Source organism: Streptomyces sp. NPDC007808 (assembly GCF_042868655.1).
Lineage (GTDB): Bacteria > Actinomycetota > Actinomycetes > Streptomycetales > Streptomycetaceae > Streptomyces.
Map to the genome: position 1 here is coordinate 226,926 of NZ_JBIAEQ010000006.1, position 23,831 is coordinate 250,756.

A 23,831-nucleotide genomic window follows, 5' to 3' on the forward strand; every position below is an offset into this window, starting at 1 on the left:
GCACGGGACGTGCTGCGGGTGGCCGCAGGTGCGCCGGTCGCCTCGGTGAACGCGCTCTTCACCGTGGTCTCGCCGTCGAGCCGTAGGCACTGTCTACTACCTTCCCGTAGACACTGTCTACTCCCTTCCGGTAGACAGTGTCCATGCTCGAATCCGAAACAGGCCTCCGAGCCCGGCTCGTCGACGTCGGCGTGGAACTGGTCGCCCGGGAGGGCGTCCAGGCGCTCACGCTGCGGGAGATCGCCCGCCGCGCGGGGGTCTCGCACGGCGCCCCGCGCCGCTACTTCCCCACCCACCTGGAGTTGCTGTCGGCCATCGCCCGCCGGGGCTTCGACGCGCTGGCGGAACGGGCGACCGCGCTCGGCGGCGGCTCGGCGAGCCCGCGCGAGCAGGTGAGCGCGCTGCTCCGCGGCTACCTGGAGTTCGCGCTGGACAACCGGGGGATGTACGAGTTGATGTTCCGTCATGACCTGCTGGAGAGCGGTCATCTGGGGCTGAGGGACACCAGCCTGCCCCTGTTCGGTCGCCTGGTGGACCTCGTGGGCCAGGTCCGCCCCGACGCCGACGCCCGGCTCGTCGCGGGGGCGCTGTGGGCCAACCTGCACGGCATCGCCCAGCTGTGGGGCTGGGGCAGTCTCCAACTCGCCACGGGCTCCGAGGACTTCGCGCCGTTGTTGCGCTCGGCCCTGGAGGCGCACCTCGGGTCGGAGGAGGCGTGAACCCACGGCTCACCCTCGCGAGCAGCGTCGTCGGCGCCGTGCTCGTCGCCCTCGACGGCACCGTCCTGACCATCGCGCAGCCCACTGTGCAGAAGGACCTGGGCGCCTCCTTCGCCGAGGTCCAGTGGACCAGCACCGGCTATCTCATCGCGGTGGCCGCCCTGTTGGTGTTCGCCGGGCGGCTCGCGGACCGGTACGGCCACCACCGCGTCTTCGGCATCGGCATGCTCGGGTTCGGGGCCGCGTCGGCCGGTGTCGCGGCCGCGCCCGGCCTGGGCTGGATGATCGGACTGCGCGTCGCGCAGGGGGTGTTCGGGGCACTGCTGCAGCCGGCCACGCTCGGGATGCTGCGCGCCGCCTTCCCGCCCGACCGGTTGCGGACGCCGATCGCCGTACGGACGGCGGCGATCGGGGTGGCGGCCGCCGCCGGACCGGTCGTGGGCGGCGCCCTGGTCGCCGGGCCGGGCTGGCGGGTCGTGTTCCTGCTCAACGTGGTCCCGGCCCTGGTCCTCGGCGTGCTCGCCCTCACCGTACGGCCCCCGCGCGGGGCCTCCCCCGTGGCGCTCGACCTGCCCGGCGCCCTCCTGCTCGCCATCACCCTGGCCTGCCTGGTCCACGCCCTGGTCGCGCTGCCGGGTCGGGGCTGGACCGCCGCGACCGCCGCGGTCGCCGGTGCCGCGTTCGTCCGGCACGAACGCCGTACCGCCAGCCCTCTCCTGCCGCCGGGCGTCCTGGGCTCCGCCGCGGTCGCCTCCGCCCTCGGCATGCTGGTCGCCGCGTCGGCGGCGCTGTCCGGAACGCTGTTCGTCGGCACGTTCGTGTTGCAGGGCGCCTTCGGTCTGGACCCGTTCCGCAGCGCGCTGGTCAGCCTGCCACTGGCCCTGCTGATGGTGCTCGCGGCGCCCTCGTGCGCGGTGCTGCTGCGCTGGGCCGGAGCCCGGCTGACGACCGGCGCGGCGATGACGCTCCTCGCGCTCGGGATCCTCGTGCTGTCCCGCGCCGCCGCGGTGCCCGCGCTGTGCCTGGGGTTCGCCCTGGTGGGAGCCGGGTTCGGGACCGTGATGGTGGCGGCGACCCATGTCGTCGTACGGGAGGCGGCCCGCGAGCACGCCGGGGTCGCGGGCGGTCTGCAGCAGACGGCGATGAACCTGGGGCCGGTGCTGGGTGTCGCCCTCGCGACCGCGCTCATGGGTGGGGGTCCCGGGCTGCCGTGGGGTGTCCTCGCCGCCCTCGCCCTGGCCTGCGCGGCCCTGGGCCGGCTGCTGCCCGCAGGGGCCGGTCGCACGATCGACGATCATGCCCGATCGGAGGACCGCACACCTGTTCCTGCGCGACGATGAGGTCAGAGGCCGTTTCGGCGGGGTATGCCGGAGCGCACCTCGGCGTACGCATTCGGAGGAGAGCGATGGCACTGCTGAGACAAGAGGTCGAGCCGGGCGAGGCCGGCCTGGACGCGAAGGCGCTGGACCGCCTCGACCAGCACTTCGCCCATCACGTCGACGAGGGCAGGCTGCCCGGGTATCTGGTGGCCCTGGCCCGCGGCGGCCGCGTCGCCCACCTCGCCACGTACGGCCACCGAGACCTCGCGGCCGGGCTGCCCGTCGAGGCGGACACGCTGTGGCGGATCTACTCCATGACCAAGCCGGTCACTGCGGTCGCCGCGCTGCTGCTGGTGGAGGAGGGCAAGCTGTCGCTCGACGACCCGCTGGAGCGCCACCTGCCCGCCTTCGCCGAGCCACGGGTGTACGTCAGCGGATCGGGCGCCGACACGGTGACCCGCCCGGCCTCCGGACCGATACGGATCCGGCATCTGATGACGCACACCGCCGGGCTGACCTTCGCCTTCTACCACACGCACCCCGTCGACGCCCTCTACCGCGCGGCCAACCTGGAGTCGGCGGTGCTGCCGGGCTCGGACCTGGCGGAGACGGTCGACGTGTACGCGCGACTGCCGCTGCAGTTCGAGCCGGGCACCGAGTGGAACTACTCGGTCGCCAGCAACGTCCTGGGCCGGGTCGTCGAGGTCGTCTCCGGCCGGTCCCTCGACGAGTTCTTCGCCGAGCGGATCTTCGGGCCGCTCGGGATGACCGACGCCGGGTTCTGTGTCAACGGTGAACAGGCCGGCCGCCTGGCCGAGTTGTACGGCGGTACCGACACCGGCGGCATCGAGCCGATCCCCGGGCTCCCGCTGCACGGCCGGCCGCGGTTCCTGTCCGGCAGCGGCGGTCTGGCCGCCTCAGCGCACGACGTGCACCGCTTCATGGAGCTGCTGCGCCGCCGCGGCGAACTCGACGGCACCCGGCTGCTGGCGCCCGAGACGGTGGACCTGATGACCTCCAACCAGCTTCCGGGCGGCGCCGACCTGCGCTCCTTCGGCAGCCGCCCCGCCCACGACGAACCGGGCAACGACGGCGTCGGCTTCGGCCTCGGCGTCTCCGTGGTGATCGACCCCGCCCGCACCAGGGACCCGTCAGTCCTCGGCGCCTTCGGCTGGAGCGGGGTGGCCACCACCACGTTCTGGGTCGACCCGCGCCACGACCTGACGGTGCAGTTCATGACGCAGGTGCGGCCGAGGACCTCGCACACCTTCTTCCAGGACCTCAAGCGGCTCGTGCACGAGGCCGTCCAGGAGGGCTGAACCGTCAGCGGTCCACGCGCAGGGTGAACTCCAGCCCTTCCAGGGAGAGTTCGCGCAACCACTGCTCCGAGCGGGCCGCGGTCCCGGCGGCCCGGTGCAGGCCCGCGGGCAGGGAGCCGTCCAGGACGTGACGGACCCCGAGGGCGAGGGGACGGGACACGCAGCGGGCCATCGCGCTCTCCTGCGCGTCCCCCACCAGGTCGAGGAGGTAGCTGCCGGCCCAGGTCCGCCCGCCCGTGCCGCGCACGTCCAGCGACACGACGAGGACGACACGGTCACGATCGGCGTCGGTGGTGGGATGGGCGGCCGCCAATTCCTGGGCCAGCGCGGCGATCCGGGCGTCGTCCCCCGTCCTCAGCTCACCGAAGACGGCGTCCCAGGCCCGCAGCCAGCCCTCCAGGCGCAGGGTGCCGCGTACGAAGAGCTGCGGTTTCCAAGCGGTCGGCAGCCCGTACTGAGCGACGAACGGAACACTGTCACGATTGGGGTAGACCTCGAACGCCTCCCCGTCGACGACATGCCGCCGGGTCGCCTCCCACGGCCGCTCGGCGACGAACTGGGCGCCGTCCTCGATGTAACGTGCCGGTGCCCGCAGAGCGTTGAGCACTCCGGCGGGCGCCCAGCTGAAGCGGTACCTGAAGTCGTTCGGGACCGCCGGGACGCCGCCGCAGTACGAGGTGAGGCGGTAGGAGGCCGGCGAGTCCTCGCCGAGGGCCTCCCGGGCCCGGCCGACCAGGCAGTGGGCGAACAGATGGTCGATGCCCGGGTCCAGACCGGCTTCGGTGAGGACCACGAGCCCGGCCGCTTCGGCCGACGGCACCTGGTCGAGGACCGCGTCGGACACATAGCTGGAACAGGCGAAGTGGGCGTCTTGCCGGATGCAGGCCGCCAGGATCCCCGCGTGTTCGGGTGCGGGCAGCATCGACACGACGACGTCCCCCGGCGCCAGTTCGGCCGTGAGCGCGGCCGGCGTGTACGCGCGGGCCTCGGCGCGACCGGACAGACCCAGCCGGGCCAGGGCGTGGGCCGCGCGGTCCTCGGTGCGATGCCACAGCCGTACACGGTCGGCCGCGTCGCACAACCGCGCCAGGCCGCTGCCCGTGGACAGTCCGGCACCGACCCAGTGGACGGTTCCGCTCGCCGGAACCCTCGCGGACCGGTCATTCATCTGCGAACTCACCTCTTTCGACGCCGAGTTCACGGCACGCCTGGTGGAACCGGTCGGCACAGCGCGCCCAGGGCCCGCCCGTCTCGAACCGGAGCAGCTGGGGCAGCAGCGCCGCCGAGAAGTCGGTGCTGGACTCACGGGGCAGCAGGGAGGGCAGGTTGTCGATGGCGATCAGGTCCAGCGGCGGCTCCTTGCGCAGCCGGCGCACGGGGTCGGTCCAGTCGGTGGTGCGGTCGTAGATCGGCAGGACATTCAGCGGGGAGCCCACGTCGACGGTGACGTCGCACAGGGTGCGCAGCCGGCGTGCGGGGTCGTCGAGGTCCTGCTCGCGCAGGAAGGGCGGGATCGGCGTGGTGGCGAGGACGGCGTTGACCAGCACGTCGTGGCCCAGCAGTGCCGGGCGGTCCAGGTCCCGGGTCTCGGCGAGGTCCCAGGGCGTCGCCTCGATCCCGGCGGTCAGGAAGGCCGTGCGTGCGCCCCGGCCGCTGCGGCCCAGGGCGCCGATCACGAGCGCGGTGAACTCCTCGTCCCCGGCGGCCGGCCGGAGAACCTCGTCCAGGTCCTCCTTCGACGTCGGCGTCAGCGGGGCGGCGAGCCTGCCGCGGTGCTGCAGGACGGCGAGAGCCGCGCCCAGGTAGCCGGCCCAGAAGCCGAAGGCGGCCAGGCGGCGACCGGTGTCGTCCACCAGGTACTCCAGGTCCAGCAGCGCCCCTCCCCCGGTGGCGAACCTGCGCAGCAGGTCCTCGGCGCCGGGCTGCCGCTTGTAGGCGTGACCGAAGAAGATGTGCCGGTGCGCCAGCCGGTCCGGCCGGTCGGGGAGTTCCTTGAGGCCGACCACCACGGCGGCGGGGGGTGCCTGCACCCAGGAGCCCGCCGGGGCGACACGGCATCCGGCCGCCTCGTACTCCTCGACCGGGAAGACGCGCTGCGGGGACTCCTCGACGGTCAGCGTCACCCCGCTCTCGACGAGCCGTCGTGCGTCCGACGGCACGATCGGGGTGCGTCGCTCGGTGGAACGGACCTCGTGGCGCAGCCACAGATGGAGATCGGTCATACGCGGTTGGCCTCCGGGCGCGGGGCGTCGGCCGCGAACCGGCCGGCGCTCAAGGGGCTGACATCCACGAAGGGTACGCGGCCGAGGTACAGGTCACGGACGACCTCGCCGACGGCCGGTCCCTGGAGGAAGCCATGCCCGGAGAAGCCGGTCGCGTACAGGAAGCGGGACACCGAAGTCGCCTCGCCGATCAGCGCGTTGTGGTCCGGGGTGACCTCGTACAGGCCCGCCCAGCCCCCGGTGCGGCGCAGGTCGAGGAGGGCGGGGGCGCGGTGCTCCATCGCCGCGGCGAGCCGGGGGATCCAGCGGTCGTGGGTGTCGGTGGCGAAGCCGGGCCGTTCGTCGGGATCGGACATGCCGAGCAGGAGGCCGGGGCCCTCGGCGTGGAAGTAGAGGCTGGTGGTGAAGTCGATGGTCATGGGCAGCTCGGGCGGCAGGTCGGCGACCGGTTCGGTGACCGCGATCTGACGGCGCAGCGGCACCACCGGCAGGTCCACGCCGACCATCGCCCCGACGGCCTTCGACCAGGCTCCGGCCGCGCAGACGACCGTGTCGGTGGTGATGCGGCCGATGCCCGTGGTCACGGCGGTGATCCGGTCGCCGCGCAGTTCGATACCGGTGACGTCGTTGTGCCGCAGGATCCGGGCCCCGTACCGGCGGGCGGCGGACGCGTAGCCGTGGACCACGGATTCCGGGGTGCAGTGGCCGTCGTCCGGGGAGAACGCGGCCGCCAGCAGGCCGTCGGTGGTGATCAGCGGGGAGAGTCCGCGGGCCTCGGCGGGGTCGATCAGCCGGCTCGGCACGCCGAGGGAGTTCTGCAGCCGGACGCTCGCCTCGAAGCCGGCGACCTGCTCCGGTGTCGAGAGCAGGAAGAGATAGCCGACGCGGTGCAGACCGATGTCGTACCCGGTGTCCTCCTCGAACCGGGCGAACGCCTCCAGGCTGCGCGCCCCGAGCCGGATGTTCAGTTCGTCGGAGAACTGGGCCCGGACCCCGCCGGCCGCCTTGGAGGTGGAGCCGGAGGCCAGTTCGTCCCGCTCGACGAGGACCACGTCCCGCACACCGGCGCGGGCGAGGTGATAGGCGATGCTGGTCCCCGTGACGCCGCCGCCGATGACGACGACGCTCGCGCTCAGGTTCACGGACGGCCCCCCTGTGTCGTGGCCCCCGTCCTCGCGCGCACCGTCACCGGCCCGCTCCGGAGAGGAAGAGGACGTCGTCGGTCATTCCCTCTTCCTTTCCGGACGGGCCTCGCCGCAATCAGGACAGGTGCGCGACCGCGTCCAGATGGGGCAGGTGGTGGTCGAGGCGCTCCCGCTTGGTGCGCAGGTAGGTGATGTTGCTCTCGCACGGCGGGATCAGCAGCGGAACCTGCTCGGCCACCTGGATCCCGTGCCGCACCAGCGCCTCCCGCTTGCGCGGGTTGTTCGACATCAGGCGGACGCTGCGCACACCCAGGTCCTGCAGGATCTCGGCGGCCACCTTGTAGTCCCGGGCGTCCACCGGCAGGCCGAGCGCGAGGTTCGCCTCGACGGTGTCCAGCCCCTCCGCCTGGAGGGCCATCGCGCGCAGCTTGGCGAGCAGACCGATGCCGCGGCCCTCGTGGCCCCGCAAGTAGACGACGATGCCGCTGCCGTTGGCGACGACCGCGCGCAGCGCGGAGGCCAACTGGTCGCCGCATTCGCAGTGTTGGGAGCCGAAGGCGTCGCCGGTCAGGCACTCCGAGTGCAGCCGGACGAGGACGTCCTCCTGGCCCGTCTCGCCGTAGACGAGGGCGACTTGTTCGTCGCCGCGGTCGTGGTCGAGGTAACCGACCGCGCGGAATTCCCCGTACACGGTGGGCAGAGGAGCATTCACCACGCGCTCCGCGCCGGAACGCTGCGTCCGCTGTGCGGTCTTCTTGCCGAGCACACCAATTTTTTCTGTCATGATTCTTCAGATCCTAAGCAGAGACGAAAGGCCGGGAAAAGATGAGTGATTCGCAGACGCGACCGGCGGCACACTCGCTGGTGCCGGCGGACACCACCGAAGACGTACGGACGCGAGCGGCGGGCGTCTCACGACAGGTCGCGGTCCTGCCCGTCGGGAGCTTCGAGCAGCACGGCCCGTTCCTGCCGTTGGCCACGGACACGCTCGTGGCCTGCGCGATCGCACGCGAGATCGCGGCCGCGCATCCGGTGCACCTCCTCCCACCGGTGACGATCTCCTGCTCGCACGAGCACGCGGACTGGCCGGGGACCGTCAGCATCTCGTCAGTGACCCTTCATGCGGTGATACGGGACATAGCGGCTTCGCTCCGCCGTTCCGGCGTCGACGCCCTGGTGGTCGTCAACGGACACGGCGGAAACTACGTACTGGGCAACGTCGTTCAGGAGTCCTGCGCGCGGGGCGAGCGAATGGCTCTGTTCCCGGCCCCGGAGGACTGGGAGGCGGCCCGGGAACGGGCGGGCGTGGAGACCTCGCTGCTCACCGACATGCACGCGGGGGAAATTGAGACCTCCGTCCTTCTGCACGCTCATCCCGAATTGATCCGACCCGGTTATGAGACTTCCGATTTCGTGGCTGACGACCGTCGTCATCTGCTGACCCTCGGTATGTCCGCCTATACCGATTCGGGTGTCATAGGCCGTCCTTCGCTGGGTTCTGCGGAAAAGGGGAAGCTGCTGCTGGCGAGCCTCGCTGATTCCTTCGGCGCGTATGTGTCACTGCTGACCTCCGCGGACGATTCCGTACGGGACACGTCGGACGCAAGGGCGTAGCGGCCGGGTTCCTCGGCCGCCTCGCTCGCGGCGGCCCCGGAGCCCTTGCGCAGGCCGGTGTACCAGCGGGCGACGAGGACGAGGGCACCGGGCAGTGCGGCCACGAAGCTGAGTACGCCGTACACGACGGCGACGGCCAGTCCGCTGCTCGCGCCGAGGCCCGCGGCGCCGAACGCCCAGGCGGTGACGCCCTCGCGGGGGCCGAAGCCGCCGACGTTGAGGGGCACGCTCATGGCGAGCAGGGCGAGGACCGCGAGCGGCAGCAGTGCGGCGACGGAGGCGGCGGAGCCGGCCACTCGCGCGGCGAGCACGAACATCGCGAGGTGGCCGGCGAGGACGACGAGCGAGGAGACGGCGACACCGGGTCCGTTGCGGCGGGAGAGCAGGGCTTCCCGGGCTTCGCCGAGTGCGGTGCGCAGCGCCGTCGGGGTCTTCGGCTCCCGGCGGGACGGCGCGCGGTTCATCCGTACGGCGGTCATGACGGCGAGGGCGCCGACCGCGGCCAACAGGACGAGGGGGGTGAGATCCCGGGCCCCGTTCAGCACCGGCGACGGCATGGTCAGCAGGACGGCGGTGCCGGCGACGGCGAGGACGACCTGACCGGCCGTCCGCTCCAGGACGACCGCGCGCACGCCGCGTCCCAGGTCACCGGCGCTCTGCCCGTGCCGCACCGCGCGGTGCACATCGCCGAGTACGCCGCCGGGGAGGGCCGCGTTGAGGAACAGCGCCCGGTAGTAGTCGGCGACGGCCGGCCCGAGCGGCAGCCTGATCCGCAGTCCGCGGGCCACCAGTTGCCAACGCCAGGCGCTGAACGCCGTGGTGACGCCCCCGATCGCGAGGGCCAGCACCAGCACCGGCCCGTCGATCCGCCGCAGCCCGTCGAGGAAGGCGCCGCTGCCGAGCCGCCAGAACAGCACGACGAGGATGACGACGCCGACGGCGGTGCCCAGGTGGGTGCGCACGGCCGGGGTGTTGAGGCGGGTCCGCAGCGCACGGCCGGTGGTGCGCACGGGGGTGCGCGGGCGCGGCGCGGCGTCGGTGGCCGCGGCCGTAGCCGGCGCGGGTTCGCCGACGACGTCGATACGGGAGGTGGAGACGGCTGCGGGAGTGGCAGCGAGGGGCGCCGGAGCCGCCGCGTCGGCGTCACCGTCCGACGTCGACGTCGCCGCCTCGCCTCGTGTCGGGCCGGTGGGCGCCGCCGGTCGGCACACCTCGTTCCGAACGGGCGTGCGGCTCGGGCGACCCGCGTTCCCGGCCGGTCCGTCCGCCTCCCCGCGGGCTCGCACCGTGCCGGAACGGTCCGCGCGCCGCTTGCCCGCCTTGCGGCCTCGGCGCTCGGCCCGTGCCCTCCCCGCCGTCTCCACGCTCATGACGCTGCGCCGATCGGCCGGCACAGAGCCAGCAGGTCGCTGTGGTGGACCACGACCTGCAGTTCGCCGGCCTCGCAGGCAGCGAGGCGCTCACGCAGGTAACGGTCGGCGCGGTCGCTCAGTTCGGGGCGCTGCTCGACCGCAGCGCCGACCCAGCCGCGCAGCCACTGGGCGGTGAGCGCCGACTCGGCGGGGCCGAGACGCCATGGGCTCGGGTGCACCTGGACGGTCGCGCCGTGCTCGGAGAACGCCTCGGCCGCAGCCGTGATCGCGTCCGGGCCGAGCAGTCCGGACCGCCGCTGGTGCGCGTTGAACGCCTCGGCGATCTCGTCGTCCAGCGGGTCGGAGGGGGTGAGTTCGACGCGGCCGGCGACGGAGAGTGTCAGCAGCGCCGGGCAGCCCGCCCCCGCGCAGGCGGCGGCCAGCGTGTCGACCTGCTCCCGGGTGAGCACGTCCAGCAGCGCGGAGGCGGTCACCAGCGAGGCGCCGGCGAGGGCGTCCGGGGTGAGGCGGCCGACGTCGCCGCGGCGGGTCTCGACGGTGACGCGGCTGCCGTCGGCCGAGGAGCGCGGCGAGGCCACCGCCGCGAAGTGCAGGAGGTAGGGGTCGCGGTCGTGGAGGACCCAGTGCTGGGCGCCGTCCAGGTGGGGCGCGAGCCAGCGGCCCATGGAGCCGGTGCCGCAGCCCACGTCGTGGATGACCAGTCCACCGGCGCGTCCGGGCAGGTTGGCGAGCCTGATCCGCAGCGGGTCGAGCAACTCGTGCGCCCGCGCGGAGGCGTCGACGCCCTCGCGCAGCTCCAACCACTCGGGGGCGTAGCGGGCCGGCTCGTCGGGATCGGTCTCCCTGAGCCGTACGGTGGCCCGCTCGCCGACCCGGAGGCGGGGACCGGCCCCGAGAATCACCTCGTCGCCGCCGGAACCGGTGGAACCGGTGGACGCGGTGGACGCGGTGGACGCGGTGGACGCGGTCACACCGCTCATACCGCCCTCCACCGAAACGTTCCCGAGTGGTGCCGCCGCCGAGTCCGGGGCGTCGTCGGGGCCCGGCTGGGCCGGGATCGCCGTCCCGCTGTGTGTCGTCGCCGTGTTCCTCATGCAGCCCTCCGGGGTTCGTTCGGCAGTCGGCCCAGTACCGCGGCCAGGCTGCGGGCCGTGGTGGCCCAGCCGTCCAGGGCGGCCCGGCGTCGCCGGGCCGCCGCCTTGAGTCGGCGTCGTACGTCCGCCTCACCGAACCAGCCGCGCAGTTCGGCGGCGATGGCGGCGGGGTTCTCCGGCGGGACGAGGATGCCGGGGACGCCGCCGTCGGGGGCGCGGCCGACCGCTTCCGGGACGCCGCCGACGTCCGTCGCCAGCACGGGGATGCCACGCGCGAGCGCCTCGGTCACCGCCATGCCGTACGTCTCCGCGTAGGACGTGAGCACCATGAGGTCGGCGGTGTGGTAGCTGGCGTCGAGTTCGGCGCCGGCCTGCGGCCCCGCCAGCACCAGCCGGTCCTGCAGACCGTGCTCGGCGATCAGGGCCCGCAGGTCCGCCACGTACTCGGGGTCCTGGCTGAGCCCGCCCACGCACACACAGCTCCACGGCAGGTCGGTCACCGTCGCCAGTGCCTGCACCAGCCGGTGCTGGCCCTTGCGCGGGGTGACGGCGGCCACGCACAGCAGCCGCGACACGCCGTCGGTGCCGGACGCGAGGGGCGCGATGTCGGCGCCGGGGGCGGCGACATGGACCCGCTCGGGGGCGAGGCCGTGGTGGGAGACGAGCCGACGGACCGCCCAGTCGCTGGTGGCGACGACCGCGGGGACCGCCCGCAGCACCGCGCGTTCCCGGGCGTCCAGGTCCGCGGCGACCGCGGCGTCCAGTCCCGTCTCGTCACCCAGCGGGAGGTGCACGAGGACCACGAGCCGCAGCCGCTCCGCCTCCGGAACGATGATCTCCGGGACGCCGCAGGCCACCAGCCCGTCGAGGAGGACGACCGTGTCGTCCGGGAACTCCCGCAGGACGCGGGCGAGTTCCGCGCGGGCCGCCGCTGCGGGGCGGGGCCAGCTGCCCTTCACCATGTACTTGTGCACCTGCCAGCCGAAGCCGGGCAGGTCCAGGCTCACCCGTCGGTCATAGGCGTTGCCGCCGCTCGGAACGGCCGGGTCGTCGACGCCGGCCGGCATCACGAAGTGCACGGAGCGCAGGGACATGGGGATGATCTCGGCGTTCTTCAGGACGGAGTGCTGCAGCGGCACATAGCCGAGGGAGGGTGTCTTCGCCGCGGGCGTCGCGGCCGCGGGTGTCGCCACGCGAGTCGCGGCCACGGGAGTCGCGGCCGCGGGTGTCGCCACGGGAGTCGCGGCCGCGGGCGTCCTCGCCTCTACCGGCGTCACCTTTTTCTCCAGCGTCACATCGGTCACAGGGCACGCTCGTAACTCGCCCACGCGACATGCGACTCATGGAGAGTGACGGTCAGTCCGGCGAGACCCTTGGCCCCCTCGCCCAGCGCGCCCTTCGCGATCCGCTCGGCCAGCCGGTCGGCGATGACCTTGGCCAGGAACTCGGTGGAGGTGTTGATCCCGGCGAAGTCGGGTTCGTTGTCGAGGTTGCGGTAGTTCAGCTCGCCGACGACGGCGCCCAGTTCCCGCGTGGCGAGTCCGATGTCGACGACGATGTTGTCGTCGTCCAGCTGCTCGCGCCGGAACGTGGCGTCCACCAGGAACGTCGCTCCATGCAGGCGCTGCGCGGGCCCGAAGACCTCGCCGCGGAAGCTGTGGGCGATCATGATGTGATCGCGGACGGTGATGCTGAACAACGGACGACCCTCCAGGTGCGGTGCGCTCCATCCCCGCCGATGGCTGCCGGGGATGCCGTGTAGTACGGCTCTTCGCTTCCCCTTGTTCAGCCCCCTCTCACCCTTTTCTCAGGTCAGGCGCTCTTGTCATCCCGGATTGAACGACTGCGGGGCGGAACGGGCACTTCAGTCACTGTCGGCGTAACGGACGCGGTGGCACAGTGCCGGGATCGCGCCGGAGGCCAGTTTCGGCAGCACGTCCGGCAGTTCCTCGAAGGCGCACTCCCCCGTGACGAGGGCGTCCAGCGCCGGGTCGGCGAGCAGGTCGAGGGCGAGGGCGAGCCGGTCGGCGTACGTACGGCCGGCGCGGGCGGCCGGGGAGACGGTGCCGACCTGGCTGCTGCGGACGGTGAGCCGACGGGAGTGGAAGGCCTCGCCGAGCGGCAGGCTCACCTGCCGGTCGCCGTACCAGCTCAGTTCGAGGACGGTGCCCTCGGGGGCGAGCAGTTCGAGGGACCGCGCGAGGCCCTGCTCGGTGGCGCTCGCGTGGACGACCAGGTCGCATTCGCCGAGCGCCTCCTGCGGCGCGGCGAAGCCGACGCCGAGCGCCTCGGCGACCTCGGCGCGGGCCGGGTCGGCGTCGACCAACTGGAGCCGTACGCCCGGGAAGCGGGCCAGCAGGGCGGCCACCGAGCAGCCGATCATGCCGCCGCCGACCACGGCGATCCGGTCGCCGACCAGGGGCGCCGCGTCCCAGAGGGCGTTGACCGCGGTCTCGACGGTACCGGCGAGGACGGCCCGTGCGGGGGGCACGGTGTCCGGTACGACGGTCACCGCGCTCGCGGGGACGACGTAGCGCGTCTGATGCGGGTGCAGGCAGAAGACGGTACGGCCGACGAGTTCGTCCGGCCCCTCCTCCACCTCACCGACGCTGAGGTAGCCGTACTTCACGGGGGCGGGGAAATCGCCCTCCTGGAACGGTGCCCGCATCGCCGCGAACTGGTTCTCCGGGACCCCGCCCCGGAACACGAGCGTCTCCGTGCCACGGCTGACCCCGGAGTAGAGCGACCGCACCAGGACCTCGTCCTCGCGCGGCTCCGGCAGGGCCGTCTCCCGGATCATTCCTTCACCCGGAGTGCTGAGCCAGAACGCACGTGCGGTGCGGTTCATCGGGATCCTCCTGAACGATCGTGAAGCTGAGCACGTACCGAGGTGTGCACAGGTCGCGCACAGTACGCGGCCTTGATCGACTCTGTCACCTGGCCGGAGGAATGTGCGGTGGCCCTGAACAACACGTACGACGCGAGGCTGGTCCAGCAGGAGACCGCTGTGGGAGCGGGCGTTCAGATCCTGCTGCTGGCCCTGCTCGGTTCGGCGATCGGCATGGGGCCGGCGGGCTGGCTCACCGGCCTCGCCTTCGCCATCGCCAGCTGGGCGGTCCTCTCGCGGGCCCTGCACCGGTCCCGGCTGCGCTCCTTCGGCCCGGCCAACCGGGTCACCCTCGGCCGCGCGACGCTGGTGGGCGGGGTCACGGCCCTGGTGGCGGACTCCTTCCAGAGCTCACCGCCGGTCACGCTGTTCGTCGGCCTCACGGCGGTCGCCCTCATCCTCGACGGTGTGGACGGCAAGGTGGCCCGCCGCACGGGCACCTCGACGGCGCTCGGCGCCCGCTTCGACATGGAGGTGGACGCGTTCCTGATCCTTGTGCTGAGCGTGTACGTCTCGATGTCGCTGGGCCCGTGGGTGCTCCTCATCGGCGCCATGCGCTACGGGTTCGTCGCCGCCGCCCGTGTCTGGCCGTGGCTGAACGCCGCGCTGCCGCCGAGCACGGCCCGCAAGACGGTCGCCGCGCTGCAGGGTGTGTTCCTGCTGCTGGCCGCCTCCGGTTTCCTCCCGTACGCGGCCACGTTCGCGGTCGCCGCGACCGCGTTGGCGGCGCTGGTCTGGTCGTTCGGGCGGGACATCCTGTGGCTGTACCGGACGTCGCGCACGCAGCGGAAGACGTCTGTGGCGGAGGTGCGGGAGCTCGTGACGTCCTGAGGGGTCGCCGTGGGGGTGTGGGCGTGGTGTCTGCGGGGGTGTGGGGGTGCGGGGTGCCTGCGGCGCCTGTGCGGGGGTGTGGGGGTGCGCGTCGCGCCTGGGGGTGGTGGGTGGGGCGGGGCCGCGCCGGGGGGTGTCCGTCCTCGGACCGGCGGTGGGGGTACGTCGGAGAAGTGCTGTTTCTTGACGCCGGTCACTGCGGGCGGGCACCCCCCGGCACGGCCCCTTACCGCCGTCGGCGGCTGACGGTCGGTGGGGGTGCGGCTTCTTCTCGCCGTCGGCGGGTGTCGGTGGGTGGGGGTGCGGCTTCTTCTCGCCGTCGGCGGGTGTCGGTGGGTGGGGGTGCGGCTTCTTCTCGCCTTCGGTGGGTGTCGGTCGGCGGCTTCGGGGGCCGCGGCTGCGGCTATGGGGGGCTCGTTCTTCGGGCTCTCCATGAGGTTGCCAGGAGGGTGATCGCGATGCCGCCGGCCGCCCATGCGGAGAGGACCAGGAGGGCTGTGGTGGTGTCGTTGCCCTTGAAGTAGGCGATCGAGCGGGTTGTCCAGGTGGCGGCGCCCGGGGGCAGGGCCGGGCCGATGTCTTGCCAGAACGGGGGCAGGAGTGGGGGCGGGAGGGCGCCGCCCGCGCTGGGGTTGCCCAGGATCACCACGATCAGGATGACCAGGCCGATCCCGGCCAGGCCGAAGACGGCCTGGAAGGCCAGCGTGGCCGCGCCCACCGCGAAGATGGTCAGGGCGCCCACGCCCCAGAGGGCGGCGATGCTGCCGGGCAGGGCGCCCAGGATCGGGCCGACGATCAGGGCGCCGCCGAGGCCGCCGACGACGGCCACGAGGGCCATGGCGATGAGGCGGATCGCTGAGCGTCTCGGGGTGGCGCGGCCGGCGCCCGAACTCAGGGTCATGATCGACGCGCAGAGGTAGCCGCCCACGCACCAGCCGACGGTGACGTAGAAGGACGAGAGTCCGTTGGCGTCGTGCCGGTCGGCCGCGGCCACGTCGACGGTGCGCAGGGTGCGGGCCTCGGATCTTTCCAGGGTGGTGACCAGGTTCTCCAGGGTGGTCGCCAGTACCCGGCCGCCTCCGGTGGCCACCAGCAGGGTGTCCGTGGTGCCGGAGGGGTCGAGGACGAGGGCGCCGTCGATCTCGCGGTCGAGGATCTTGCTGCGGGCCGTCGCCGCGTCGGCCACCGGGCGGGGGTCCAGAGGGTGGCCGGGCAGGGTGTCGAGTCGGGTCACCGCCTGCTGGGCCGCGGCCTGGGGTGCCGCGACGCCGAAGGGTACGTCCCTGGGTTTCGGATCGTGCAGCGCGCCTACATAGGAGGCGATGAAGAGCAGGGCGAGGGCCACCGTGCCGATCACGAGCAGGGTGGCTCGCGGGGTCACCGCGTCCTTCACCTCGGCCAGGAAGGGGGTGTGGGGACTGTCGGCGCCGGTGGTCTGCGTCATGCCCCCACCGTCCGAGTCCGGGGGCGTTTGCGCAGGTGGGAGGCGGCCGAACGGATGTCGTACGAGTGTTCGATAACGGTCCCGGAATGGTCTATGGTGGAGGTGGGAGAGTTGGGAACTGATGTTCGAGAGTCGGTGTTCGAGGGCCGCTTCTCGGGCTCCTGAGTACGGGAGGTGCGTGTGCCGGGTTTCACGCATCTGCACACCGTCTCCGGGTTCTCCCTGCGGTACGGCGCCTCGCACCCGGAGCGGCTGGCCGAGCGTGCCGCCGAGCGGGGGATGGATGCCCTGGCCCTCACCGATCGGGACTCGCTCGGGGGTGCGGTCCGTTTCGCCAAGGCCTGTGCGGTGGCGGGAGTGCGTCCGTTGTTCGGGGTGGAGCTGGGCGTGGAGGGGTTCGAGTCGAGGAGGGGAGGGGGAGGTCGGAGGCGGGTGCCGGTGCGTGGGGGTGCCTTTGTCGATGAGTCGATGCCCCGGGTCACCTTTCTGGCCAGGGATGGCGGCCGCGGGTGGGGCGATCTGTGCCGAATCGTTTCGGCCGCGCATGCCGGGGAGGGGGCGCCGCTGCTGCCGCGAGGGGAGAACCGGGGGGACGGGGTGGTCGTACTGCTCGGGCCCGACTCCGATGTCGGGCGGGCGCTGGCCGCCGGCCGACCCGATCGGGCGAGCCGGCTGCTGGTGCCGTGGCGGGAGGTCTACGGCGACTCCCTGCGGTTGGAGGCCGTGTGGCACGGGCGTCAGGGCACCGGCCCGGGCTCCCTGCGGCTGGCCGCCCGTACCCTCGGCTTCGCCGCCGAACAGGGCGTCCGGCCCGTGCTGAGCAATGCCGTCCGGTACGCCGATCCGGGGCTGGGCCCGGTCGCCGACGTCCTGGACGCCGCACGCAGGCTCGTGCCCGTCGGTGCCGTCGAGGAGCTGGACTCCGGTGAGGCCTGGCTCAAGGGCGCGGACGAGATGGTGCGTGTCGCGGAGCGGGTGGTGGAGGCCGCGGGGTTCCGGCGGGACACCGCTCATCGTCTGCTGGAGCAGACCCGGGAGACGGCCGCCGAATGCCTCGTCGACCCGGAGGACGACCTCGGGATCGGCACCGTCCACTTCCCCGAGCCGCACCTCGTCGGTGCCGGACGGCGCACCGCCCAGCGGGCGCTCGCCTCGCGGGCGGTGGCGGGCATGGTGCTGCGCGGCTACGACGGGCGGCGGGCGTACTGGGAGCGGATGCACCAGGAACTGGACATCATCGCCCACCACGGGTTCGCCTCCTACTTCCTGACGGTCGCCCAAGTGGTCGATGACGTCAGGAAGATGGGTATTCGAGTGGCCGCGCGTGGCTCCGGTGCCGGGTCGCTGGTGAATCATCTGCTCGGTATCGCGCACGCCGATCCCGTGGAGCACGGGCTGTTGATGGAGCGCTTCCTGTCCAAGCGCCGGCTGGTGCTGCCCGACATCGACATCGACGTGGAGTCCGCGCGTCGGCTGGAGGTCTACCGCGCGATCATCGACCGGTTCGGCAGGGAGCGGGTCGCCACCGTCTCGATGCCGGAGACCTATCGGGTGCGGCACGCGATCCGGGACGTGGGCGCCGCCCTGTCCATGGACCCGGCCGACATCGACCGCATCGCCAAGTCCTTCCCGCACATCCGGGCGCGCGACGCCCGCGCGGCACTGGACGAACTGCCCGAGCTGCGCCGGCTGGCCGGGGAACGGGAGCGGTACGGCAGGCTGTGGGAGCTGGTGGAGGCTCTCGACGCCCTTCCGCGCGGCATCGCCATGCATCCGTGCGGGGTGCTGCTCTCCGACGCCACGCTGCTCGCCCGTACGCCCGTCATGCCGACCAGCGGCGAGGGCTTTCCCATGTCGCAGTTCGACAAGGACGACGTCGAGGACCTCGGGCTGCTCAAGCTCGACGTGCTGGGCGTGCGGATGCAGTCGGCGATGGCGCACGCCGTGACGGAGGTGGAGCGGGCCACGGGGGAGCGGATCGACCTGGACGCGCTCGACTTCGAGCGAGGGGACGGCGACCCGGCGACGTACGGGCTCATCCGGTCCACCGAGACCCTGGGCTGCTTCCAGATCGAGTCGCCGGGGCAGCGGGACCTGGTCGGGCGGCTCCAGCCGGCCACCTTCCACGATCTCGTCGTCGACATCTCGCTCTTCCGGCCCGGACCGGTCGCCGCCGACATGGTGCGGCCGTTCATCGAGGCCCGGCACGGACGGGCGCCCGTCCGCTATCCGCACAGGGATCTGGAAGGGCCGCTGCGGGAGACGTACGGGGTCGTCGTCTTCCACGAGCAGATCATCGACATCGTGCACATCATGACCGGGTGCGGGCGGGACGAGGCCGACCGGGTGCGGCGGGGGCTGTCCGACCCCGAGTCGCAGGGGCGGATCCGGGTGTGGTTCGCGCAGCACGCGGCGGCCAAGGGCTATGACGCGGAGACGATTCAGCGGACCTGGGAGATCGTCGAGGCCTTCGGGTCGTACGGCTTCTGCAAGGCGCACGCCGTCGCCTTCGCCGTGCCGACCTACCAGTCGGCCTGGCTGAAGACCCATCACCCGGCCGCCTTCTACGCGGGTCTGCTCACCCATGACCCGGGGATGTACCCGAAGCGGCTGCTGCTGGCGGACGCGCGGCGGCGCGGGGTGCCGATCCTGCCGTTGGACGTGAACGCGTCGGGAGTCGCCCACCGTATCGAACTGGTGTCTGAATCGAGGGGATCCAGGGGGACTTGGGGGCTGCGGCTCGCCCTCTCCGACGTGCACGGCATCAGTGAGGCCGAGGCGGCACGGATCGCGGACGGGCAGCCGTACGCCTCGCTGCTCGACTTCTGGGAGCGGGCGCGGCCGAGTCGGCCGGTCGCGCAAAGGCTCGCGCAGGTCGGTGCGCTGGACTCCTTCGGGGCCAACCGGCGTGATCTGCAACTGCACCTGACCGAGCTGCACCGGGGCGCCCGCGGCGGTGGCGGGGGACAGCTCCCGCTGGCGGGCGGGCGGAAGACGGCTGCGGCCGGGCTGCCGGACCTCACCTCGGCGGAACGGCTCAGCGCCGAGCTGGGCGTGCTGTCCATGGACGCCTCGCGCAACCTCATGGACGATCACCAGGAGTTCCTGGGGGAGTTGGGCGTGGTCAGCGCCCGTCGGCTGCGCGATGCCCGGCACGGGGAGACCGTGCTGGTCGCGGGCGCCAAGGCGGCCACCCAGACACCGCCGATCCGCTCCGGCAAGCGGGTCATCTTCAGCACGCTGGACGACGGCACGGGCCTGGTGGACCTCGCCTTCTTCGACGACTCGCACGACGCCTGCGCCCACACCGTCTTCCACTCCTGGCTGCTGCTGGTGCGAGGAGTCGTGCAGCGGCGTGGTCCGCGCAGCCTGAGCGTGGTGGGTTCCGCCGCCTGGAACCTCGCGGAACTGCTGGACGTGCGCCGGGAGGAAGGGCTGGAGGGCGTCGCGGCCCGGCTGGCCGGCGGCGGCGATGGCGGTTTCGGTGACGGTTCCGGCGACGACGGTGAGGCAGCGGCGCGTCGTCGGCTGGCCGGCTCGGACGGGGCGCCCGCCCCGGCCGGATCAGCGGCCCGGGATCCGATGGAGCAGCGGACGATCCGTATGCCCACGGGGTACGAGATGCACCCCTGGGCCGATCTGCGCCCCGCGGGCGAAGGGCCCGCGGGAGGAAGAAAGTTGTGGCACCAGAGTCCGGGGAGTGCGGGATGACCATCCTCTGCGTACGTTTCCAGTTGCCGCCGACGGACGAGGCGGCCTTGCCGGGGCTGCTCGGACTGCTGGAGGACTTCACGCCGGTCGTGCAGGCGCTGCCGCCGGACGGGGCGTTGGCCGATCTGCGGGGCGCCGAGCGGTACTTCGGGCGGGACGCGGTCGAGCTGGCGTCGGTGATCCGGGTGCGCGCCCTCGCCCACCACGGGGTCGACTGCGTGATCGGCGCCGGGCCGGGGCCGATGCTGGCCCGTGTGGCGCTGGGGGACGCGCGGCCCGGGGTGACGTGTGCCGTGCCCGAGGACGCCGTCGCGGAGTTCCTCGCCGGCAAGCCCGTCGCCGCACTGCCCGGCGTGGGTGCCGCGACCGCCCGCACCCTGTGCGAGTACGGTCTCGACACCCTCGGCCTGGTCGCCGCCGCGCCCCTGTCCACGCTCCAGCGCCTGGTCGGCGCGAAGGCCGGCCGTGAGCTGCACGAGAAGGCGGGCGGCATCGACCGCGGCCGGGTCGTCCCGGACGGCGTGGCACGCTCGCTCGCCACCGAACGCCCCTTCACCCGCGACGAGCTGGACCCCGGCCGGCACCGCCGCGCCCTGCTCTCGGCCGCCGAGGAGCTGGGTGCCCGGCTGCGCGCCCTGGACAAGATCTGCCGGACCCTGACCCTCACCGTCCGCTACGCCGACCGCTCCTCGACCACCCGCAGCCGTACGCTGAAGGAGCCGACGGCCCACTCGGCGGCGCTGACCAGGGCGGCCTACGACATGTACGACGCCCTCGGCCTCCAGCGCGCCCGCGTCCGCGCCCTCGCCCTGCGCGCCGAGGGGCTCGACCCCGCCGAACGTGCCTCCTACCAGCTCACCTTCGACCCGCTCGACGAGAAGGCCCGCCGTATCGAGGAGGTCGCCGACCGCGCGCGAGCGAAGTTCGGGCCGCGTGCGGTGATGCCGGGGGCGCTGGCCGCATGATCACGCCGGACGCGGTCAGTTGGCCCAGGGCGGGGTGATGCGCGTGCCGTCGGCCAGCTCCGCCTCCAGGCCGATGGACGTGGTGACCCAGGTGATCGCCGTCCGGTCGGCCGGGTTCTCGACGGTCAGGGTGGCGCCGGGGTTGATGATCAGCGTGTCGCCCGCCGTGATCCGGTCCGTGCGGTCGTCGAGCGTGATCAGCAGTTCGCCGTCGAGCAGGTGCAGGACCTCCTCCCGGTTGACGGTGTGGGCGGGTGCCTTCGTCCCCGCCGGGATCTCGCCGCGCCAGGCGCACAGCTCCTTGGAGCCGGTGCGGGGAGTGGCGTACGAGACGAAACGAGCGCCGTGGATCTCGTGGGTGACGGCGTCGGAAGCGCGGATCACGGGCATGGTGCCTCCCTCGACAGATGGTAAAGTAGCTTGACTATATGCCTCTATGGTCAAGCTGCTTGACCGATCCGTCAAGGGTGTTTCAATGCCTGCGTGCAGAACTCCGACGCCATGGCCCTGTCCGCCACCCTGCTCGCCGTCGCCGGTGAGCTCACCCAGCGCATCCACGACGGCGTGGTCGCCCGGGGCTTCGAAGGGCTGAGGCCCGCCCACGGTTTCGCGTTCGCGCGGCTCGCCCCGGACGGCGCTACGGTCACCGACCTCGCCGTGCATCTCGGCGTGACCAAGCAGGCGGCCAGCCAGCTCGTCGACGAGATCGTGCGCAAGGGGTACGCCGAGCGCCGCACGCATCCGGAGGACGCGCGCGCCCGGCTGGTCGTGCTGACCGAGCGAGGGTGGGCCTGCACCCGTGCGGCCGAGGAGGCGGCGGCCGATGCCGTCGCGGGGTGGGTGGACGTGCTCGGTGAGGGCGAAGTGCGGTCACTGCTGGACCGGTTGGCGCGTGTGGCGCCCAACGGTCCCGTGCGGCCGACCTGGTGACGAATGGTCAGGGGCCGCGGCCGGCCTCCGGCCGCCGCTCACTACCACTGGAAGTTTTTACTGACGCGTAACTTCACACGTCTACTACTCGCCCGTAACTTGACGAGTGAACAGCATCCTTCGTGATCCGGATCACAGGGCGTACGGCCGTCGAACCTCCCCTGAGCCGCAAGGAGATCACCCGATGCTGCCCTGGAAACGACTGCTCAGACCCCTGGCCGCGCTCCTGCTCACCGCAGCGGTCGCCCTCGTCCCCACCGCCACCACCGCCCACGCGGCCGAAGCCACGGCCACCTCGGACCACGGCTGGAACGACTACTCCTGCAAGCCGTCCGCCGCCCATCCCCGCCCCGTCGTCCTCGTGCACGGCACCTTCGCCAACTCCGTCGACAACTGGCTCGGCCTCGCGCCCTATCTGATGAACCGCGGCTACTGCGTCTTCTCCCTCGACTACGGCCAGCTGCCCGGCGTCCCCTTCTTCCACGCCCTCGGGCCCATCGACAAGTCGGCCGAGCAGCTGTCCGCCTATGTCGACAAGGTGCTCGCCGCGACCGGCGCCGCCGAGGCCGACCTCGTAGGGCACTCGCAGGGCGGCATGATGCCCCGCTACTACCTCAAGTTCCTCGGCGGTGCCGCCAAGGTGAACGCCCTCGTCGGTATCGCGCCCAACAACCACGGCACCACCCTCGGCGGACTCACGCACCTGCTGCCGTACTTCCCCGGCGCCGAGGACCTGCTCACCACCGCCACACCCGCCCTCGCCCAGCAGGTCGTCGGCTCGGAGTTCATGACCAGGCTCAACGAGGGCGGTGACACCGTGCCCGGCGTCCGCTACACGGTCATCGCGACCAAGTACGACGAGGTGGTCACGCCGCACCGGACCCAGTTCCTGACCGGACCCGGCGTGAAGAACGTCCTGATCCAGGACCTGTGCGCGATCGACCTGTCCGAGCACGCGCTGCTGGGCCTGACCGACCGGATCGCCTTCCACGAGGTGGCCAACGCGCTCGACCCGGCCCGTGCCACTCCCACCACCTGCGCCTCTGCCATAGGTTGAGGGCGTGGCCGCGTGAGCCGGTGCGCACGGGAGGCGTGCCGCCGGAACACGCCGGCCCGCAGCCGCACACACTGCCGGGGCCTGACCGGCCTGAGCCGCCGGTCAGGCCCCGGAGTTCCGGAGTCAGCGCCCGTGGCGCGCGCCCGCCGCCCGACGGCGCACCGACATGAACAGCACCGCCGAGCCGAGCGCCAGGGTGGCGGCCCCGCCCATCGCGAGATACCCCGTGCCGCTGCTCCCGCCGGTCTTCGCGAGGTTCTCGGTGGCTCCGGCGGCCTTCGGCTGGTTGGCCGGGGCGGACTGCGCGTCGCCGCCCGCCGCGGGCTCGGCCGCCGCGGGCTCCGCCGACGTGCCGGCGTCCTGGTCCCCATGACCGTTGTGCTCGATCGTCGACTGGTCGGCGCCGTCCTCGATCTGCTCCTCGGTGGGCGCGGACGCGCTCGGGGCCGGCGCCGCCCCACCGCCGGAGCCCTCGCCGCTGCCGCTGGTACCGCCCCCGCCGAAGGTGACGTCCGAGCAGGAGTAGAACGCCTCCGGACTGTCCGAGCGCTGCCAGACCGCGTACAGCAGCTGCTTGCCGGAGCGCTGCGGAAGGGTGCCGGAGAAGGTGTAGAAGCCGCCCGACGCCGCCGGGTCGGTGGCCGTCGCCACCGGCTTGGCCAGATCCAGGTCGTCCCAGGCCAGCGGCTTCGTCGGGTCGTACCCGGCCTTGGTGATGTAGACCTTGAAGGTGCCCTTGTGCGGGGCGGTCACCCGGTACTTGAAGGTGTACGACCCGCTGCGCACGCTCGTCGCCGGCCAGTCCGCGCGGGCCAGGTCGAGGCCCTTGAACGCCTCGCTGTTCGCGCTGCACAGCTTCCCGTCCGGGATCAGCTCCCGGTGGCGCCCGGCCGCGTCGCCGATGCGTATGCCGTTCCAGTCGTAGAGGGCCTGTGTACCGCCCGCGGCGACCGCCGCCCTGCACGCGTCGGACTTCGGGCTCTCCGGGCCCTCCGCGTAGCACTGCGAGACCCGGCTGACCGGATCCCCCATCGACCCGTGCGCCGACGCCGGGGCGGAGGTGAGGGCGGTCAGGGCGAGCGGGGCCAGACCGAGGACCGCGGCAGCGGCGGCCGTGCGGCGTGCGGGCATGGAAGATCTCCTCGAACATGTTCTGACGCGTGGGACGGATCCCTGGGGGCGATCAGAAGCTAGCCCGGGA

20 protein-coding genes and 1 pseudogene are annotated in these 23,831 nt (G+C 72.7%); 9 read left to right on the forward strand and 12 right to left on the reverse strand.

The window, feature by feature from the left end:
* The first annotated feature begins 143 nt into the window (after positions 1-143).
* The 3 genes from ACFYNL_RS23390 to ACFYNL_RS23400 all read left to right on the forward strand — a co-directional run bounded on the left by ACFYNL_RS23390 (position 144) and on the right by ACFYNL_RS23400 (position 3,357).
* Entirely contained in the window at positions 144-719 is a 576-nt protein-coding gene (locus ACFYNL_RS23390; RefSeq protein WP_388806609.1) for a TetR/AcrR family transcriptional regulator, read from the forward strand.
* Positions 716-2,059, forward strand: a complete 1,344-nt coding sequence (locus ACFYNL_RS23395; RefSeq protein WP_388806611.1) for an MFS transporter — start codon at positions 716-718, stop codon at positions 2,057-2,059. The genes ACFYNL_RS23390 and ACFYNL_RS23395 overlap by 4 nt, the downstream gene beginning before the upstream one ends.
* Positions 2,060-2,124: 65 nt before the next feature.
* Positions 2,125-3,357: a serine hydrolase domain-containing protein gene (locus ACFYNL_RS23400; RefSeq protein ID WP_388806612.1), complete on the forward strand. Its 1,233-nt coding sequence runs from the start codon at positions 2,125-2,127 to the stop codon at positions 3,355-3,357.
* 4 nt (positions 3,358-3,361) lie between these two features.
* Here the strand turns inward: ACFYNL_RS23400 and ACFYNL_RS23405 are convergent, their stop codons facing one another.
* The 4 genes from ACFYNL_RS23405 to ribA form a co-directional block, all read right to left on the reverse strand.
* The gene (locus tag ACFYNL_RS23405) at positions 3,362-4,525 is read right to left on the reverse strand and encodes a saccharopine dehydrogenase family protein (protein ID WP_388806614.1); all 1,164 of its coding nucleotides are present in this window, start codon (positions 4,523-4,525) and stop codon (positions 3,362-3,364) included.
* The gene (locus ACFYNL_RS23410) at positions 4,518-5,579 is read right to left on the reverse strand and encodes a saccharopine dehydrogenase (protein WP_388806616.1); all 1,062 of its coding nucleotides are present in this window, start codon (positions 5,577-5,579) and stop codon (positions 4,518-4,520) included. Before ACFYNL_RS23410 ends, ACFYNL_RS23405 begins: the two co-directional genes overlap by 8 nt.
* Positions 5,576-6,721: an NAD(P)/FAD-dependent oxidoreductase gene (locus ACFYNL_RS23415; protein ID WP_388806618.1), complete on the reverse strand. Its 1,146-nt coding sequence runs from the start codon at positions 6,719-6,721 to the stop codon at positions 5,576-5,578. Before ACFYNL_RS23415 ends, ACFYNL_RS23410 begins: the two co-directional genes overlap by 4 nt.
* A 118-nt stretch (positions 6,722-6,839) precedes the next feature.
* Positions 6,840-7,508 carry a GTP cyclohydrolase II gene (gene ribA, locus ACFYNL_RS23420; protein ID WP_388806620.1) on the reverse strand — a complete coding sequence of 223 codons (669 nt, stop codon included), beginning with the start codon at positions 7,506-7,508 and terminating at the stop codon, positions 6,840-6,842.
* 41 nt (positions 7,509-7,549) lie between these two features.
* Here ribA and ACFYNL_RS23425 point away from each other — a divergent pair, with 41 nt between their 5' ends.
* Positions 7,550-8,338 (forward strand): creatininase family protein, encoded by a 789-nt coding sequence (locus ACFYNL_RS23425; RefSeq protein WP_388806622.1) that lies wholly within the window; start codon positions 7,550-7,552, stop codon positions 8,336-8,338.
* 146 nt (positions 8,339-8,484) lie between these two features.
* Here the strand turns inward: ACFYNL_RS23425 and ACFYNL_RS23430 are convergent.
* The 5 genes and pseudogenes from ACFYNL_RS23430 to ACFYNL_RS23450 all read right to left on the reverse strand — a co-directional run.
* Positions 8,485-9,708 (reverse strand): annotated as a pseudogene (locus ACFYNL_RS23430) (lysylphosphatidylglycerol synthase transmembrane domain-containing protein); the annotation flags it as partial.
* Positions 9,705-10,805 carry a class I SAM-dependent methyltransferase gene (locus ACFYNL_RS23435; protein WP_388806624.1) on the reverse strand — a complete coding sequence of 367 codons (1,101 nt, stop codon included), beginning with the start codon at positions 10,803-10,805 and terminating at the stop codon, positions 9,705-9,707. The pseudogene ACFYNL_RS23430 and the gene ACFYNL_RS23435, both read right to left, overlap by 4 nt.
* A complete protein-coding gene (locus tag ACFYNL_RS23440; RefSeq protein WP_388806626.1) occupies positions 10,802-11,998 on the reverse strand; it encodes a glycosyltransferase family 4 protein in 1,197 nt (398 codons plus the stop codon). Before ACFYNL_RS23440 ends, ACFYNL_RS23435 begins: the two co-directional genes overlap by 4 nt.
* 107 nt (positions 11,999-12,105) lie before the next feature.
* Entirely contained in the window at positions 12,106-12,504 is a 399-nt protein-coding gene (locus ACFYNL_RS23445) for a 6-carboxytetrahydropterin synthase (protein WP_019758259.1), read from the reverse strand.
* 165 nt (positions 12,505-12,669) lie between these two features.
* Positions 12,670-13,653, reverse strand: coding sequence for a zinc-binding alcohol dehydrogenase (locus ACFYNL_RS23450; RefSeq protein WP_388806628.1), 984 nt, complete (start codon positions 13,651-13,653; stop codon positions 12,670-12,672).
* Positions 13,654-13,761: 108 nt separating this feature from the next.
* Between ACFYNL_RS23450 and ACFYNL_RS23455 the strand changes: the two genes are divergently transcribed.
* On the forward strand, positions 13,762-14,523 hold the full coding sequence (locus tag ACFYNL_RS23455) for a CDP-alcohol phosphatidyltransferase family protein (RefSeq protein WP_388806630.1): 762 nt from the start codon (positions 13,762-13,764) through the stop codon (positions 14,521-14,523).
* 403 nt (positions 14,524-14,926) lie between these two features.
* Here ACFYNL_RS23455 and ACFYNL_RS23460 read toward each other — a convergent pair whose 3' ends face one another.
* The gene (locus ACFYNL_RS23460; RefSeq protein WP_388806632.1) at positions 14,927-15,967 is read right to left on the reverse strand and encodes an ABC transporter permease; all 1,041 of its coding nucleotides are present in this window, start codon (positions 15,965-15,967) and stop codon (positions 14,927-14,929) included.
* Positions 15,968-16,147: 180 nt separating this feature from the next.
* Between ACFYNL_RS23460 and ACFYNL_RS23465 the strand changes: the two genes are divergently transcribed.
* Complete coding sequence (locus ACFYNL_RS23465) at positions 16,148-19,678, forward strand: DNA polymerase III subunit alpha (RefSeq protein WP_388806634.1); 3,531 nt, start codon at positions 16,148-16,150, stop codon at positions 19,676-19,678.
* Entirely contained in the window at positions 19,675-20,643 is a 969-nt protein-coding gene (locus ACFYNL_RS23470; protein WP_388806636.1) for a hypothetical protein, read from the forward strand. Before ACFYNL_RS23465 ends, ACFYNL_RS23470 begins: the two co-directional genes overlap by 4 nt.
* A gap of 15 nt (positions 20,644-20,658) precedes the next feature.
* Here the strand turns inward: ACFYNL_RS23470 and ACFYNL_RS23475 are convergent, their stop codons facing one another.
* The gene (locus ACFYNL_RS23475; protein WP_388806638.1) at positions 20,659-21,033 is read right to left on the reverse strand and encodes a cupin domain-containing protein; all 375 of its coding nucleotides are present in this window, start codon (positions 21,031-21,033) and stop codon (positions 20,659-20,661) included.
* A 93-nt stretch (positions 21,034-21,126) separates the two neighbouring features.
* Here ACFYNL_RS23475 and ACFYNL_RS23480 point away from each other — a divergent pair, with 93 nt between their 5' ends.
* Both ACFYNL_RS23480 and ACFYNL_RS23485 read left to right on the forward strand, forming a co-directional pair.
* Positions 21,127-21,573, forward strand: coding sequence for a MarR family winged helix-turn-helix transcriptional regulator (locus tag ACFYNL_RS23480; RefSeq protein WP_388806640.1), 447 nt, complete (start codon positions 21,127-21,129; stop codon positions 21,571-21,573).
* A 184-nt stretch (positions 21,574-21,757) separates the two neighbouring features.
* Complete coding sequence (locus ACFYNL_RS23485) at positions 21,758-22,630, forward strand: esterase/lipase family protein (RefSeq protein ID WP_388806642.1); 873 nt, start codon at positions 21,758-21,760, stop codon at positions 22,628-22,630.
* Positions 22,631-22,753: 123 nt separating this feature from the next.
* Here ACFYNL_RS23485 and ACFYNL_RS23490 read toward each other — a convergent pair whose 3' ends face one another.
* Positions 22,754-23,761, reverse strand: coding sequence for a lytic polysaccharide monooxygenase (locus ACFYNL_RS23490; protein WP_388806643.1), 1,008 nt, complete (start codon positions 23,759-23,761; stop codon positions 22,754-22,756).
* Positions 23,762-23,831 lie beyond the last annotated feature (70 nt).

Coding starts and splice junctions, on each gene's coding strand:
- ACFYNL_RS23390 (WP_388806609.1), top strand. CDS start 144: ATGCTCGAATCCGAAACAGGCCTCCGAGCCCGGCTCGTCGACGTCGGC.
- ACFYNL_RS23400 (WP_388806612.1), top strand. CDS start 2,125: ATGGCACTGCTGAGACAAGAGGTCGAGCCGGGCGAGGCCGGCCTGGAC.
- ACFYNL_RS23405 (WP_388806614.1), bottom strand. CDS start 4,525: ATGAATGACCGGTCCGCGAGGGTTCCGGCGAGCGGAACCGTCCACTGG.
- ACFYNL_RS23410 (WP_388806616.1), bottom strand. CDS start 5,579: ATGACCGATCTCCATCTGTGGCTGCGCCACGAGGTCCGTTCCACCGAG.
- ribA (WP_388806620.1), bottom strand. CDS start 7,508: ATGACAGAAAAAATTGGTGTGCTCGGCAAGAAGACCGCACAGCGGACG.
- ACFYNL_RS23425 (WP_388806622.1), top strand. CDS start 7,550: ATGAGTGATTCGCAGACGCGACCGGCGGCACACTCGCTGGTGCCGGCG.
- ACFYNL_RS23435 (WP_388806624.1), bottom strand. CDS start 10,805: ATGAGGAACACGGCGACGACACACAGCGGGACGGCGATCCCGGCCCAG.
- ACFYNL_RS23450 (WP_388806628.1), bottom strand. CDS start 13,653: ATGAACCGCACCGCACGTGCGTTCTGGCTCAGCACTCCGGGTGAAGGA.
- ACFYNL_RS23460 (WP_388806632.1), bottom strand. CDS start 15,967: ATGACGCAGACCACCGGCGCCGACAGTCCCCACACCCCCTTCCTGGCC.
- ACFYNL_RS23470 (WP_388806636.1), top strand. CDS start 19,675: ATGACCATCCTCTGCGTACGTTTCCAGTTGCCGCCGACGGACGAGGCG.
- ACFYNL_RS23475 (WP_388806638.1), bottom strand. CDS start 21,033: ATGCCCGTGATCCGCGCTTCCGACGCCGTCACCCACGAGATCCACGGC.
- ACFYNL_RS23485 (WP_388806642.1), top strand. CDS start 21,758: ATGCTGCCCTGGAAACGACTGCTCAGACCCCTGGCCGCGCTCCTGCTC.
- ACFYNL_RS23490 (WP_388806643.1), bottom strand. CDS start 23,761: ATGCCCGCACGCCGCACGGCCGCCGCTGCCGCGGTCCTCGGTCTGGCC.